Annotated in this window: 12 protein-coding genes; 8 read left to right on the top strand and 4 right to left on the bottom strand. The window is 69.0% G+C overall.

The genetic code is table 11. The annotated features are described in order from the left end of the window. Positions 1-180: 180 nt before the first annotated feature. The 4 genes from IPK27_09775 (at position 181) to IPK27_09760 (ending at position 4,315) form a co-directional block, all read left to right on the top strand. The gene (locus tag IPK27_09775; GenBank protein MBK8067899.1) at positions 181-2,013 is read left to right on the top strand and encodes a DegV family EDD domain-containing protein; all 1,833 of its coding nucleotides are present in this window, start codon (positions 181-183) and stop codon (positions 2,011-2,013) included. Beyond that, entirely contained in the window at positions 2,004-2,660 is a 657-nt protein-coding gene (gene plsY, locus IPK27_09770) for a glycerol-3-phosphate 1-O-acyltransferase PlsY (GenBank protein ID MBK8067898.1), read from the top strand. Before IPK27_09775 ends, plsY begins: the two co-directional genes overlap by 10 nt. Positions 2,661-2,793: 133 nt before the next feature. Continuing rightward, positions 2,794-3,600 (top strand): biotin--[acetyl-CoA-carboxylase] ligase, encoded by an 807-nt coding sequence (locus tag IPK27_09765; protein MBK8067897.1) that lies wholly within the window; start codon positions 2,794-2,796, stop codon positions 3,598-3,600. Beyond that, positions 3,566-4,315, top strand: coding sequence for a type III pantothenate kinase (locus IPK27_09760; GenBank protein MBK8067896.1), 750 nt, complete (start codon positions 3,566-3,568; stop codon positions 4,313-4,315). The genes IPK27_09765 and IPK27_09760 overlap by 35 nt, the downstream gene beginning before the upstream one ends. Positions 4,316-4,681: 366 nt before the next feature. On the opposite strand, the gene IPK27_09755 is transcribed toward IPK27_09760, so the two are convergent. The 4 genes from IPK27_09755 to IPK27_09740 all read right to left on the bottom strand — a co-directional run bounded on the left by IPK27_09755 (position 4,682) and on the right by IPK27_09740 (position 10,001). Beyond that, the gene (locus tag IPK27_09755) at positions 4,682-7,639 is read right to left on the bottom strand and encodes an efflux RND transporter permease subunit (GenBank protein MBK8067895.1); all 2,958 of its coding nucleotides are present in this window, start codon (positions 7,637-7,639) and stop codon (positions 4,682-4,684) included. Positions 7,640-8,271: 632 nt separating this feature from the next. Further along, on the bottom strand, positions 8,272-8,469 hold the full coding sequence (locus tag IPK27_09750) for a hypothetical protein (protein MBK8067894.1): 198 nt from the start codon (positions 8,467-8,469) through the stop codon (positions 8,272-8,274). After that, the gene (locus IPK27_09745) at positions 8,457-9,107 is read right to left on the bottom strand and encodes an efflux RND transporter periplasmic adaptor subunit (protein ID MBK8067893.1); all 651 of its coding nucleotides are present in this window, start codon (positions 9,105-9,107) and stop codon (positions 8,457-8,459) included. Before IPK27_09745 ends, IPK27_09750 begins: the two co-directional genes overlap by 13 nt. A gap of 207 nt (positions 9,108-9,314) precedes the next feature. Next, positions 9,315-10,001, bottom strand: coding sequence for a TetR/AcrR family transcriptional regulator (locus IPK27_09740; protein ID MBK8067892.1), 687 nt, complete (start codon positions 9,999-10,001; stop codon positions 9,315-9,317). A gap of 162 nt (positions 10,002-10,163) precedes the next feature. Between IPK27_09740 and IPK27_09735 the strand changes: the two genes are divergently transcribed. The 4 genes from IPK27_09735 to IPK27_09720 all read left to right on the top strand — a co-directional run bounded on the left by IPK27_09735 (position 10,164) and on the right by IPK27_09720 (position 14,742). Beyond that, the gene (locus tag IPK27_09735; protein ID MBK8067891.1) at positions 10,164-10,757 is read left to right on the top strand and encodes a DUF4410 domain-containing protein; all 594 of its coding nucleotides are present in this window, start codon (positions 10,164-10,166) and stop codon (positions 10,755-10,757) included. An 89-nt stretch (positions 10,758-10,846) separates the two neighbouring features. Further along, positions 10,847-13,801, top strand: coding sequence for an isochorismatase family protein (locus IPK27_09730; protein ID MBK8067890.1), 2,955 nt, complete (start codon positions 10,847-10,849; stop codon positions 13,799-13,801). 46 nt (positions 13,802-13,847) lie between these two features. Further along, positions 13,848-14,243, top strand: coding sequence for a TfoX/Sxy family protein (locus tag IPK27_09725; GenBank protein ID MBK8067889.1), 396 nt, complete (start codon positions 13,848-13,850; stop codon positions 14,241-14,243). Continuing rightward, positions 14,230-14,742: a C40 family peptidase gene (locus IPK27_09720; GenBank protein ID MBK8067888.1), complete on the top strand. Its 513-nt coding sequence runs from the start codon at positions 14,230-14,232 to the stop codon at positions 14,740-14,742. The genes IPK27_09725 and IPK27_09720 overlap by 14 nt, the downstream gene beginning before the upstream one ends. The last annotated feature ends 50 nt before the right edge of the window (positions 14,743-14,792 follow it).

The raw sequence follows: 14,792 nt of genomic DNA, 5'->3' as shown, positions 1-14,792 counted from the left end.
GTCGAGAATGCTGAATCGGAAGCATCGAAGCCGTGAAATGGCGGCCTCGCGCGCCGAAGCGTTGGGCACTGTCCGGCATCTGCGCCGACCGCCGTCCGCATCTGTACGCCGGAGTGTCCGGTGGCGGACACGCTGCGCTGCAGCACGACCGCGAACAGCGCGCCCACTATGCTCCGGGCCATGCAAGTCGCGACGTCCTGGCCGGTGACAGCCCCATTCCTGCAGCTCAGCGGTGCGCGCCTGAAAGGTGCGCTGATCGCCGGCGCCGGCCGCGTGCTGGCCAAGCGCGACGACCTGAACCGCATCAACGTGTTCCCGGTGCCCGATGGCGACACCGGCACCAACCTCGCCTTCACGATGCTCGCGGTGCTGAAGACCACCCGCCGCCTGCGCGGCGCGGACGTCGGCACGGTGCTCGGCAAGGTGGCGCGCGAGGCCATCGACGGCGCGCGCGGCAATTCCGGCGCGATCCTGGCGCAGTTCTTCCAGGGCCTGGCCGAAGTGCTCGGCCGCCAGCGCGAGGCCTGCGCCCGCGAACTCGCCGAGGCCACCGCCAGTGCCGCGCGCGCCGCGCGCGCCTGCCTTGCCGAACCGCGCGAAGGCACCATGCTCAGCGTCATCAGCGATTTCGCCAGCGAGATGCGCGGCCAGGTGGAAGCAGGCGTGGCGGACATCGGCGAGTTGTTCCGCCGCGCGCTTGCGCGGGCTCGCCAATCCTTGGCGAATACGCCCAACCAGTTGCCGGTGCTGCGGGCGGCCGGCGTCGTGGACGCCGGCGCCGCCGGCTTCGTCGACTTTCTCGAAGGCGTGCAGGACTTCATCGAACGCGGCCGCGGCGCGCTGCGCGTGGTGCCCGAAGCGCGCGACGCTGCCCGCTGCGAGCACGACGACGTCCACCTGGAGGCGGTCGAAAACGCCAGCGCCTACCGCTACTGCACCGAGTGCGTGTTGTCCGGCGAGGGACTCGACCTGGCCAGCGTACGCGGCGCGCTGTCCGCGCTGGCGCTGGATTCGCTGGTGGTCGCCGGCGGTCGCGACCGGGTGCGCGTGCACGCCCACATCGATCGTCCGAATCAGCTGTTCGAAGCGCTGTCTGGCCTGGCCAGCGTGACTCAGCGCAAGGCGGACGACATGCAGGCGCAGTCCAAGCTGCGCGCCACGCCGTTTCAGAAGGTCCGGGTGGTGACCGACTCCGCAGGCGACGTGCCGCCCGCGGAAGCCGAGCGGCTGGGCATCACCATCGTCCCGGTGCGGATCAATTTCGGCGACGACGATTACCTCGACCGCATCACGATGGCCCCGCGCGAGCTGTACGCCCGGCTGCGCGCCGAGGCCACCGCCGCGCGCCCCTCGCAGCCGCCGCCCGGGGATTTCCGGCGCGCCTTCGACCTGGTCCTGGCGCACTGCGAGCAACTGGTCTCGGTGGAGCTGTCCAGCCGGCTGTCCGGCACCTTCCAGGCGGCGCAGACCGCGGCGAAGGAGTCCGGGCGCGACCGCATCGCGGTGCTCGACACCGGCAACGCCGCATCCGGCCAGGGCCTGATCGCGATGGCCGCGGCCGAAGCTGCGCAAAGCGGCGCGGATGCCGCGGCGGTGCTTTCGGCAGCCCGCGACGCCATGACCCGCACGCGCACCTTCGCGCTGATCCGCGACCTGCGCTACGGCGTGCGCGGCGGGCGCATGCCGGCCATCGCCGAGAAGTTCGCGCGCTGGTTCGGGCTGACCGTGCTGATCCACGACAAGCAGGGACTGGTGCGGCCGTTCTCCGCGCTGATGGGCAAGAACCGCCTGGTCGAGCGCTTCGCCGCCACCGTGGCGCGGCGCATCCCGCCTCACGGCACCTGCCGCGCCGTGGTCGGCCACTGCGACGCCAGCGAGGACGCCGCGACCCTGGCGGCCGCGCTGCGTGAGGTGCTGCCGCAACTCGGCAAGGTCTGGGTGGTCGAGACCGGCCCGGCCATCGGCGTGCACGCTGGACCGGGCTCGCTGGTGGTCGGTCTCCAATGGCAATGATCCTCTTGCTCGCCAAGCTCATCGCGAGCTACCTGCTCGGCAGCATTGTCGGCAGTCTGCTGCTCGGGCGCTTGCGCGGCGTGGACATCCGCCAGCACGGCAGCGGCAATGCCGGCGCGACCAATGCGCTGCGCACCCAGGGCAAGCTGTTCGCGCTCGGCACCGCGCTGATCGATTTCGGCAAGGGCGTGGTCGCTGCCGCGCTGATCGCCCCGCTGGGCTGGGAGGCGCAATCGCTTCTCGGCCTGATCGAGACCCAACTCGCCTGCGGACTGGCCGCCGCCGCCGGCCATTGCTGGCCGCTGTGGCATGGCTTCCGCGGCGGCAAGGGCGCCGGCACCCTGTTCGGCATGCTTGCCTGGTTGTTCCCGTGGGTCGCGCTGCTGATGCTGGCGCTCTGGCTGCTGGTGCTGACCACCACTGGCTACGTCGGCCTCGGTACCGTGATCGCAGGCGCGGCCTTTCCCGTCGCGCTGTGGTTGTTGCATGGCTGGCCGGGAGTTCCGCTGATGTCGCTGGCCGTGACCGCCGCCCTGCTGCTCGCCTTCACCCACCGCAGCAACCTTGCCCGCCTGCGCGCCGGCAACGAGAACCGTTTCGACAAGGCCCGCGTGCTGGCAAGGCTGTTCGCGCGCCGGGAGCGTTGAAGCGGGTGTTGGTGTGGGTTGTTGGTGTTGGCAAGAGCCGCCAGTCCCCGCGGTTTGCTTCTGCAAGAGCGACCGGCCCACACGACCGGCTTCTTCCAACACCAACAACCAACACCTGCCTTCCGCGCAACTAATGCAAGCACTAGACCCCGCCGCCATCTCCCAACTCAGCGACGCCTTCGAGATCGAGGTGCACGCGCTGCTCGACTCCACCCAGGCGCGCGCCCGCGAGCGGGTGCAGGCCGGAATGCGCATGCCGGCGGCGGTGCTGGCGGATGCGCAGTCGGCGGGGCGTGGGCGCGAGGGCCGGGTGTGGCAGTCGCCGGCGGGCGCGGCGGTCTACCTGACCGTGGTCTGGCCCAGCGCGCGGCCGATTGCGGCGCAAGCGGGGCTGTCGCTGGTGGTGGGACTGGCAGTGCGCGCCTGCCTGGCGCAGTGGCGCGTCGCAGCCCAGCTCAAGTGGCCCAACGATGTCTGGGTGGACCGGCGCAAGCTGGGCGGCATCCTGATCGAGGCCATGCCGCACCCCACCGGCTGTACCCTGCTGATCGGCATCGGGCTCAACCTGGCGCTTCCGACGGAGACGGGCGCGGCCATCGACCAGCCCTGGGTGGACCTGGCGCAGTTGCTCGATCCGCCGCCGCCGCGCAATGCGCTGGTCGGCAGCCTGCTCGGCCAGATGCAGCGCTATCTCAGCCGCTTCGACGCCGCCGGTCTGGACGAATTCCAGCAGGAATGGATCGCCGCCGACGCGCTGGCCGGTCGCAGCGTGCGGCTGGACGATTCGCCTGAGGCAGGTCAAGCCATCGGTATCGACGAGGTCGGTAGACTGCGCGTGATCCGGGACGGCCAGGTGCGCGCGATTGCCGCCGGCGACGTCCGCATCCGTACGGGAGGCACCGACAATGGCGACCCAACTGCTGCTGGACCTTGGCAATAGTCGGCTCAAGTGGGCTGTCGAACGCGAAGGCGAGATCCACATCGGCGAGCCAGTCGCGCACACTGACCGCGGGCTGGGCGACCTCTCGCAGATGCTCAGCGCGGCCGTGGGCGCCGAGTGCGCCTGGATCTCATCGACGGCGCTCAGCCTGACCCAGCCGCTGTGCGACGAGATCGGCAGGACGCTGCACTGCCCCGCGCGCGTCTACACCTCGCCCAAAGAATCGCTCGGCATCCGCAGCGCCTACGATCTGCCGCACACCCTCGGGACCGACCGCTTCCTGGCGATGGCCGGTGCGCGCGGCCACACCCGCGGCGCCTTCCTGCTGGTCGATGCCGGCACCGCGATGACCCTCGACATGGTCGACGAGGACGGCCAGCACCTCGGCGGCCTGATCGTCCCCGGCCCCTTGTTGATGCGTGAGGCGCTGCACCACGGCACCGCCGGCATCCGCACCCGCGACACCCTGCACGTGCGCGAGTTCGCGCGCAGCACCGACGACGCCGTATGGAGCGGCGGCGTCCTCGCCTGCGCCGCGCTGGTCGGCCACAGCTGGCGCCAGGGCTGCGCCGGCGTCGGCGGCCAGATCGACCTGATCCTCAGCGGCGGCGCCCTGCCCTGGCTGGAAACCCACATCGACATCCCCCACCGCACGCTGCCGCACCTGGTGCTCGATGGGCTGGCGCAGTGGGCGCGGGCGTCGACTCCAGCGTAAGAATCATCTGGTCCGCTAAGGACGCAAAGGACGCAAAGAAGAGCGGCTCGGATGGTCGGCCTTGCGCGTCTTGGTTCACTGTCGGCGATGGCAAGGGCAAGGGTGCACCGGTTGACGCCTGGACCTGTTCCTAATTACCTGAATCCCGCGTCTCGCCTAGCCCGCTTGCCCCCCCCCCCACCCCCCCCCCCCCCCCCCCCCCCCCCCCCCTCTCGCCTTGCCTCGCCGCAAAATTCATCGGAAATTTCTTCAACTTAATTACGGAACACCACACTAGGCGACTCGCGCCTGAAACCCGGGCGAATAGGGCTGCTGATCCCTTCGCTCTTCTTTGCGTCCTTTGCGTCCTTTGCGGACCAATGTCTCTTACCCCGCTCGCGCCAGCCGCCGCTCCACCAGCGAATACACGCTCGGCACGACGACCAGGGTCAGCAGGGTGGAACTGATCATGCCGCCGATGACGGCCACCGCGAGCGGGGCGTTGACGTCGGCGCCGGCACCGACGCCGAGCGCGGCGGGGAGCAGCGCGAGGATCACGGTGAGGGAGGTCATCAGCACCGGGCGCAGGCGCTTGGGGCAGGCTTCTCGAATGGCCTCGTCGATGCCCTTGCCCTGCTCGCGCAACTGGTTGGCCAGGTCCACCAGCAGGATCGAATTCTTGGCGACCAGGCCCATCAGCAGCACCAGTCCGATCATCGAATAGATGTTCAACGTGTGCCCCGTGATCCACAGCGCGATCAGGCCGCCGATGATCGCCAGCGGCTGCGCGACCATCACGATCAGCGGCTGGATCAGCGAATTGAACTGGCTGGCGAGCACGATGTAGACCAGCGCGACCGCGAGGATGAAGGAGAACTGGATGTAGCCCAGGGTCTTCTCGAACTCGCGCGCCTGCGCCATGAGTTTCACCTCGACGCCCACCGGCAGCACCTCGGCGGCGATGCCGCGCATGATGCTGACCGCCTCGCTCAGGGTCACGCCGGTCGGCGTGGCGTAGAAGTTCGCGGAGTACTTGAGGTCGTAGCGGCTGATCGCAGCCGGGCCGATGGTCGGGGTCAACGTGGCCACGGTGTCCAGGCGCACCATCGCCCCGCGGCTGCTGCGCAGGTAAATCCGCTTGAGGTCTTCCGGCGCCTCGATCTGCCCGGGCGCGGCCTTGACCCGGATGTCGTAGCGCTCGCCATCGCCCGGATCGTCCGAGTATTTGGCGACGTCCAGACCGCCGGCGAGCACATTCAGCGCGCTGGCGATGTCCACGCTGCCGAGGCCCGCCGCCGCGGCGCGGGTGCGGTCGACGCTGAGCTTCAGGGTCGGCAGGTCGAGATTGAGATCGAGGTCCACGCGGCCGAGTTCGGGGCGTTCGGCGAGTTTCTGGAACAGCGCCTGACTGGCAGCGGCCACTTCATTCAGGTCCGGCCCGCTGACATTGAACTGCAGCGGCTCGCCGCGGTTGTTGCCGCCACCCACGGTCGGCGGCGGCGAGACGAAGGCCTTGATCCCAGGGATCAGCGCCAGGCGCGCGCGCAAGTCCTCGATCACCGCCGACTGCGAGCGCTCGCGATCGCTGCGCGGCAGCATGGTCACCGAGGCGATACCCCGATTGACCTGGCCCAGGTCGCCGAGGCCGATGGCGGTGAACATCCGCGCCACTTCGGGCGTGGCCTTCAGCTCCTTCTCGATCGCCGCCAGCGCCTCGTCGGTCTGGGTGATCGACGAACCCAGCGGCGTGCGGAAACTGACCACGAAGCGCCCGTCGTCCGGCTGCGGCGAGAACTCGCCACCGATGCGGCCGACGATCAACCCGGAGGCGAGCACCACCGCCAGGCCGATGCCGACTACTTTCCAGCGATGTGCCAGCGCCCAATCCACCAGGGCGGAATAGCGCGCATCCATCCGGCCGAAGAAGGCCATCACCGGCCCACTGACCCGCCCGTGGTGCTCGCCCACCGTGAGGAAGCGCGAGCACAGCATCGGTGTCAGCGTCAGCGACACCAGCAGCGAGACGATCACGCCGACCGTCACCACCACCGCAAACGACTCGAAGAAGCGCCCGATGATGCCGCCGAGGAAGATCACCGCCGCGAAGATGCTGACCAGCGTCAGCGAGGCCGCGGTGACGGCGAAGACCACTTCGTTGGAGCCGCGGATGGCGGCGGAGATGCGGGCGGCGGTGGAAGAGCGGGACTGGGGGCTGGGGGCTGGGGCGTGTGCGCGGGAGGAGTTCGCACGATTGGCAGCATCGGCATGCGCTTCCGGCGTCGCGGGTCTGGCGGCGGGTTCCGTCCCCGCGCCCCAACCCCCAGCCCCCAGCCCCGCTTCTGCTGTTCCCGCTTCTCTCCCCAGATCCCGATCAAACTCCAGATGCCGATGCACGTTTTCCAGCACCACGATGGCATCGTCGACCACCACGCCGATCAGCAGCAGCAGCGCGAGCAGGGTCATGGTGTTGAAGGTGTAGCCGGCGAAGTACATCACCGCCACCGCGCCGAGCAGCGACACCGGGATCGCCAGCGAGATGATCAGGGTGGAACGGAAGCTCTGCAGGAACAGCCAGACCACCAGCGCGGCGAGGATCGTGCCCTCGATCAGGTGGTCTTCCAGCGAGGCGACGATTTCGCGGATCGGCTGCGAGGAATCGACCACCACTTTCAGCGTCATGCCGGGCGGCAACTGCGGACGGATGTCCTTGTCCAGCCGCGCGAGCACATCGTCGACGATCGCGACGGTGTTGCCGTTGCTGACCTTGACGATGCCGATGCCGACCGCCGGCTCGCCGTTGACGCGCGCGACCTGGCGGAAGTCGGCGAGGTCGTCATGAATGGTCGCGATGTCCTTGAGCTTGACCGGCAGCGGGTCGGCGTAGCGCACGACGAGGTCGCCGAGCACCTCGGGCTGGTGGTACTCCAGGTCCAGCTCCAGCAACTGCTCGGTGCGCTCGCCGACGACGAAGCCGCCGGGCAGCGACAGGTGCTCGCGCGCGAAGGCCGTGCGCAGATCGCGCGCATCGACCCCGAACGCCGCCATCTTCGCCAGGTCGACCTCGACCCGGATGGTGCGGTCACGGCGCCCGCCGAGCAGCACCTGGCCGACACCGTCGATGGTCTCCAGCCGCTTCTTGATCGTGTTGCGCGCGTACTGGTTGAGCTGCTGCACCGTGCGGTCGCCCTGCAGCGCCAGCCACAGCACCGGATCGGCACCGAACTCCACCTTGGCCACCACCGGCGGATCGGCGTCGTCCGGCAGTTGGCGCAGCACCGTGTTGACCTTGGCCTGCACCTCGTTGAAAGCGACGTCGATGTTCTTCGACAGATCGAACTGCAGCACCACCTGCGACACGCCGGGCTGCGAGGTCGAGGCGACGAAAGTCGATCCCCGGGATCGCATTGACCGCGCTCTCGATCACCCCGGTGACGCTGGTGTCCACGATCTCCGGATTCGCACCCGGCAGCACCGTCACCACCGAGACCAGCGGGAATTCGATCTGCGGGTAGCGGTCGACACCGATACGCTGGTAGCCGATCAGCCCGAACAACACCAGCACGATGCTGAGCATCGCGGCGAAGACGTGGCGGCGGATCGAGAGAGTGGGGAGGGACATCTCGAAGTCAGTGAAAGGTGAAAGGTGAAAAGTGAAAGGAAGGATTCCAGCCGCCCGTCCCTGTGCCAGGGGGAGGGGAAGCACGCGGGAGCGGGCGGCAGGAATTTGGTGGTACGTGACCTGAGGCGAATCCCCGCGGCACGGAAACTCGCCTCAACTCACCCTTTTCACTTTTCACCTTTCACTTTTCACCGCCTTCACCGCACCCCCACCTTCGCCCCGTCGCTGAGAAAGCCCGCGCCCTTGACCGCCACCTTGCGGCAGGCAATCGGCGGTGCGTGACCTGAGGCGAATCCCCGCAATGCGGAAACTCGCCTCAACCCACTTTCACTTTTCACATTTCACTTTTTTGCTGCCTTCAACGCACCTCCACCTTCGCCCCGTCGCTGAGAAAACCCGCGCCCTTGACCGCCACCGTCTGGCCGGCGCTGAGGCCGTCGAGGATTTCGACGTAATCCGCGGTGCGCACGCCGGTCGTGACCTTGCTCGCCGTCACCACGCCGCTGTCGACCACATAGACCACCTGCCCGGCCGGGCGGATGACTACCGCTTCCACCGGCACGGTGACTGCGTCCGGCGGGTTTCGATGACGACTTCGCCGACGATGCTGCCGCCCGGCTTCCAGCCGCCGGGGTTGGCGAAGGCGACGATCGCCTCGATGGCGCGGTTGTCGCGGCCGACGATCGGGCGGAGTTCGTCGATCTTGCCCTCGATCACCTGCTGCGGGCGTTCCGGCAGTTGCAGGCGCACCTTCTGACCGACCTGGATGCGACCGAGGAAAGTCTCTGGGAAAGGCAGCACGGCGCGCAGGGCGGAGGCGGCGGCCAGTTCGATCACCGGATCGCCCACGCGCACCAGATCGCCCACCGCAACGCGGCGCTGCTGCACCACGCCGGCGATCGGCGAAATGATCTCGGTCATACGCTTGCCCCAGCGCGCCTGGTCGAGCGCCGCGCGCGCCTCGTTGACCTGCGCCGCAGCCGCTTCGGCGGCCGCCTGCGCGTCATCCAGCGCGCCCTGCGAGACTGCGCCGGTCTTGCGCAGATCGGTCAGCCGCGCGAGCGATTTCTCGGCATTGTCGCGCTGCACTTCGGCCCGGTTGAGCGCCGCGCGGGCGGACTTGAGCCCGAGTTGCTGGACTTCGTCGTCCAGCCGCGCCAGCACCTGTCCGACCACGACGTCGGCTGCCGGCATCCACCAGCAATTCCACCACCCTTCCGGTCGCCTCGGCCTTGACCAATGGCAGTTCCGGCGAGGTGATCACGCCCACGCTGGTCTCCACATTGGCCACCTCGCGCACATCCGGCGCCTGCGCGGTGATCGGCGTGCCGCGCTGCACCGGCTTGGCTTCTTCCTTGCCGCAGGCGGCCAGCGCGACGAGGGCCGCCAGGGCGACAGCTTTCAGGAGGGCAGCGGGCAGCGGAGGGGGAGGGAGGGTTGGGGCCCCCGGCCGCCGGTCTGCCATCCTCCGTTCGCGACATCCCGCACCAGCGCGCCATTGAGGATCAGGTCCGACACCCGCGCAGCGAGCGTGTCGGCGTCGGCCGCGAAGGCCATCGCGGGGTTCGCGCGCAGCGTGGGTGCCGCGAGGAAACTGAAAATGTCGACCGCGACCAGGGTCAGCGCGATCACCGCGGGATCGACATCGGTGCGCAGATGTCCTTCGCGCTGGCCGCCGGCAACCAGGTCGAGCAGCAGGCGCTGGCCCTCGCCGAACACCTCGCGCGCGATCTGCGGGCCGCGCTGGCCCTCGCCGAACATCTCGCGCAGCAGCAGGCGGGTCTGCGGCTCGCGCTCGCGCAGGCGCTGCGAGTGCCAGCGCACGAAGGTGCGCACGCGCCCGGCGAAGTCCGGCTCGCTCCGGGTCAGTTCCGCCAACTGGGTCTGGAAGTCCGCCAGCGCATGCTTGAGCACCGCGACGTACAATTCATCCTTGTTGGCGAAATGGTGGAAGATGTTGGCCTTGCTGACCTGCGCCGCGCCGGCCATGTCGGTCATCGACACACCGTCATAGCCATGCGCCGAGAACAGCCGCACACCCGCATCCAGGATGCGGTCGATGGCGCTGCGGTCGTCGGTGGTGTTCATGCAGCGCATGCTACTGACCGACTGGTCAGTCGGTCAATCGACGTCATGTGATGGCCTTGCACGCCCGGCGCTGTCGTTATGATCGGTTCAGGCAAGGGCGCCGCGACCATGGAGGGCCCTGGTCGCGATCCGCGCACCCGCGCGCAGCCACAGGACACCGTCATGCCCAAGTTCACCCGCGCCCTGCTGATCCTCCTCGCCTTGCTGCTCGCCGCCTGCGGCTCCACCTCCAAGCTGCGCACCGAATCCGCCGCCGCGCGCAAGCAGATCGGCGACTACACCCGGGTCGAGGTGGCCGACTTCGCCGTCACCGCAACCAAGGACACCAAGGACGACCACGAGGCGCAGGCCAAGTACCAGGCGCAACTGGCGGAAGCGCGCGCCCGCATCGCCGACCTGATCGCCGAGGAAGTCACCGAGCGCGCCGCCTTCGACGAGGTGTCGCGCGCAGAACTGGAAGGCAAGGCGCTGCGCGTCAGCGGCACCATCACCCGCTACGAGGAAGGCAATGTCGTGGCGCGCATGGCCACCGGCTTCGTCGGCCAGGCGCACTTCGAAGCCACCGTCACCGTGTCCGACCGCGAAAGCGGCGAAGTCCTCGGCAATTTCATCATCGACCGCAACAGCTGGCCGCTGCCGATCGGCGCCTCCAGCAACGCGGTGCAGAACGTCGGCATGTTCATGTCCGGCGCCGCCAAGCGCATCGCCGATGAACTGGCAGTGGCGCGGGGGAAGAAGTCGGCGCGGAAGAACTAACCGGTTATGGGTTGTGGGTTCTGGGTTGTGGGCCACGGCTGTTGCCGCCCACAACTCACAACCCACAACCCACAACCCGCGTAGCCCCTATGCCCAACCTCCTCCTCACCGACTGTCTCCAGCACGACTTTGTCGGACCGATCGGACGCTTCCAGAGCCTGCCGAATGCGCTGCACGTGGGCCATGAGGAATCGCGCCGGCTGCTCGGCCCGGATCCGGCGCAGGGGCCGGTATCGGCGCTGACGGCGTGGGCGCACGCGCGTCCCGATTCTGAACTGCGCGTCATCCATATCCGCGACTGGCACGACACCTCGGTGCCAGCGCAGCGCGAGCACCTGGCGCGCTTCGGCAGCCACTGCCTGGCGGGTTCGCCGGGTGCCGGTTTTGCGTTCCGCACGGACGACATCACGGCCGGCAAGCAGGTCGAGATCGTCGACGCCACGGTGCTCAGCAATTTCGTCGACACCCGCCTGCCGGCGCTGCTGGAACGCCATCGCGGCGAGGCGCTGCGGGTGGGCCTGGCCGGGGTGTGGACCGAGGCCAAGATCAGCTTCCTCGCCTACGATCTGCGCTCGCATTTCCCGGATTTCGAGATCGCGGTGTGCTCGGCGCTGACCGCCAGTTCCTCGCGCGCGAACCACTTCCTCGCGCTGACCCAGCTGACGCGCATCCTCGGCGTGCGCGTGATCGATTCGCTCGGCGAGTTCATCGAGTTCCTCGGCGGCGCGCGGGGCGATCTGCCGCTGATCGGGTTCAACGCCACCCAGCCCGCGCTGGAGGCGAAAGACGCGACCCAGCTGGACGCCGCCGATGCGCAACTGCTGCGCTACCTGTTCCGCGGCTCGCGCCTGGTGCGCTACCGCGCGCTGGACGGCGGATTCTCCGGCAACCGCGTGCTCGACACCGAGAGCGTGGACCTGCACGGCCACGAGGAAGTGCCGCATGTGGTCAAGATCGGGCCGCAGGGGCCGATGGGCCAGGAGCGCGCGTCTTTCGAGCGGATCGAGTCGGTGCTCGGCAACAGCGCGCCGCGGATCGCCGACTTCGCCGATTTCGCCGACCGCGGCGGCATCAAGTACCGCTACGCCGCGATGGGCCGCGGCGGCTCGCGCTCGCTGCAGAAGCTGTACCAGCGCGGCACCGACGAGGCGGAGATCCATCGCGTGCTGCAGCAGGTGTTCGCAGAGCAGCTCGGCCGGCTGTACGCGGCCGCCAGCCAGGAGCGCACCGAGCTGCTGGAGTACTACGACTTCCAGCCCAAGTGGGCGCCCGGCGTGCGCAGGCGCGTCGCCACGCTGACCGGCGGCGACGGCGGCGGCGACGAGATCCGTTTCGCCAACGGGCGCGTGCTGCCGCACATCGGCCTGTTCTACGAGCGCGAGCTGACGCGCCTGCCGCGGCTGGCGCGCGCGCACTACTTCGCCTGGGTCCACGGCGACCTCAACGGCGCCAACATCCTGGTCGATGCGCCGGGCAATGTGTGGATGATCGATTTCTTCCACGCCCACCGCGGCCATGTGCTGCGCGATCTGATCAAGCTCGAGAACGATTTGCTCTACATCTGGACGCCGCTGGCTCAGGCCGAGCTGCCGCAGGCGCTGGCCTTCAGCGACCGCCTGCTGGAAGAGGCGGACCTCGGCCGGCCGCCAGATCCGGCCGCCGCCGGCGACTTCGAGCTGCCGCAGTTGCAGCGCGCCTGGCGCACGCTGTGCAAGCTGCGCAGCTTCTACCCGCCGCTGATCCAGGCCGACCGCGATGCGCAGCAACTGCTGATCGGCCAGATCCGCTATGCCGTGCACACGCTCGGTTTCGACGAGTGCACCCCGGTGCAGAAGCAGTGGGCGCTGTACACCGCCGCCGCGGCGATCGAGCGCTACAGCGATCTGGCTGAGCGCAACGGGCCCTTGCGGGTGGATTGGCTCGGCGCCCTCGACGGAATGCCGGCGCGGGTGGGCCTGACGCTGCTGCCAGGCCGGCGCGACCTCGGCCGCGAACTCGCCAGCGACCTCGCCTCGCTCAAGGATCAGGGCGTGGACGCGGTACTGTGCCTGCTCGCCAACGACGAGTTCGCGCATTACGGCGTGGAGGACCTGATCGGCGCCTATGCCGGCGCCGGATTCGCCGCGCTGCACCAGCCGATCGTCGACGGCCGCGTGCCCACCCACGAGGAACTCGCGCGCGCGCTCGACTTCATCGACGCCCAGCGCGCGCAGGGCCGCGACGTGCTGATTCACTGCGTCGGCGGCCTCGGCCGCGCCGGCACCATCGCCGCCGCCTGGCGCGTCCGCCACGGCCGCACCCCCACCGAAGCCATCGCCGACATCCGCGCCACCCGCTCCCCGCGCGCCATCGAAACCGCGCTGCAGGAGGCGTTCCTGGCGCTGGGTCGAAGGTCAGGAGCGGACTGGGGCGGGGCTGGGGTGATGTGCCAGGTCTTCGGCGCCATTCGTGGCTGCACACAGCGTGCGCAATGCAAATGCAGTAATTTCGGTCTGCCGGGAAGCCCGTCCATGCGCCCCAGCCCCCAGCCCCCATTCCCCAGCCCCGCTCCTGACCCCATGTTCGAACTTGCCACTCCCAGCGCCACAGACAAACCCACCTTCTACCGCGACCTGGTCGAACAGGCGCGCCACCTGCTCGACGGCGAGCGCGACCGGATCGCGAATGCGGCGAATTTATCGGCGCTGCTGTACCACTCGCTGGCCGATGTGAACTGGGCGGGCTTCTATTTCTTCGACGGCACCGAGCTGGTGGTCGGGCCGTTCCAGGGCAAGCCGGCCTGCGTGCGCATCGCGCTCAGCCGCGGCGTCTGCGGCGCGGCCGCACGCACGCGTACGACCCAACTGGTCGCCGATGTGCATGCCTTCCCCGGCCACATCGCCTGCGACGCGGCCTCGCGCTCGGAAGTGGTGGTGCCGCTGGTGCGTCAGGGCGAGCTGCTCGGCGTGCTCGACATCGACTCGCCGCTGCCGGGCCGCTTCGATGCGGACGACCAGGCAGGACTCGAAGCGCTCGCGCAGGTATTTTTGAACGCTTGTGACTGATCGTGGTCTGTGTGCCACCATCGACGTACGTCAACAAGGATCCACCATGGCCCCACCCGTCGCGAAGATCCGCAATGTCGGCCCGAAGAGCGCCGCCTGGCTGCGCCAGATCGGCATCCGCACCGAGGAGGATCTGCGCAAGATCGGATCGGTGGAGGCCTATCGCCGGGTCAAGGTGGCCGGGTTCAAGCCGACCCTGAACCTGCTGTATTCGATGGCCGGCGCCGAGGACGACTGCCATTGGACCGCGCTCAGCGAGGAGCGCAAGGCCGCGTTGGTGCTGGCGGCGGACGCCATCGACCAGGAAATGAGCGCGCGCAAGACCGCCAAGCGCCAGGGCCAGACCTATTCCGGGGCATCGATGGTGGACAAGGCCCTGAGCTTTACCGAACCGGTCGACACCGAAGCACCGGCGGCATCCTCCGGCGATGACGAACACTGAGCGGAGGCCGCGGCTCGGCTGCGCGTCGCTGCTGCTGGCCTTGTTGCTGGCTGGCTGCGCGAGCACGCCGCCGCCGCGCATTGCGACGTCCGCTCCAATGGCGTTGCGAGCGGGCGCGAGCGCCAGCGCCGACCTCGCCTTCCGCGCGCTCGGGCTGGTCGGAACACCCTACCGCAGCGCCGGGACAGATCCATCGGTCGGCTTCGACTGCTCCGGCTTCGTGGTCTACGTCTACCGCGATGTGCTCGGCATGCAACTGCCGCGGACCACGCGCGCGCAGTACGATTTTCCGGCGCGGCACGCCAAGCGCAGCGCGCTGACCACCGGCGACCTGGTGTTCTTCGACACCAGCGGCCGCGGCGTCTCGCATGTCGGCATCTATGTCGGCGAGGGCCGTTTCGTGCACGCGCCGAACCACGCCGGCCGCGTGCGCCTGGACCACCTCGACGACCGCTACTGGCAGCAGCGCTACCTTGGCGCCCGTCGCGTCCTGCGCTGACGCTCTGCAGGGGGCCAGTTAAACGCGGAGACGCGGATGGCGCGGAGAAG

It is taken from the genome of Rhodanobacteraceae bacterium (genome assembly GCA_016713135.1).
GTDB lineage: Bacteria > Pseudomonadota > Gammaproteobacteria > Xanthomonadales > SZUA-5 > JADKFD01.
The sequence above is the reverse complement of the archived record's forward strand: the minus strand, read 5'-3'. Positions and strand labels throughout refer to the sequence as shown.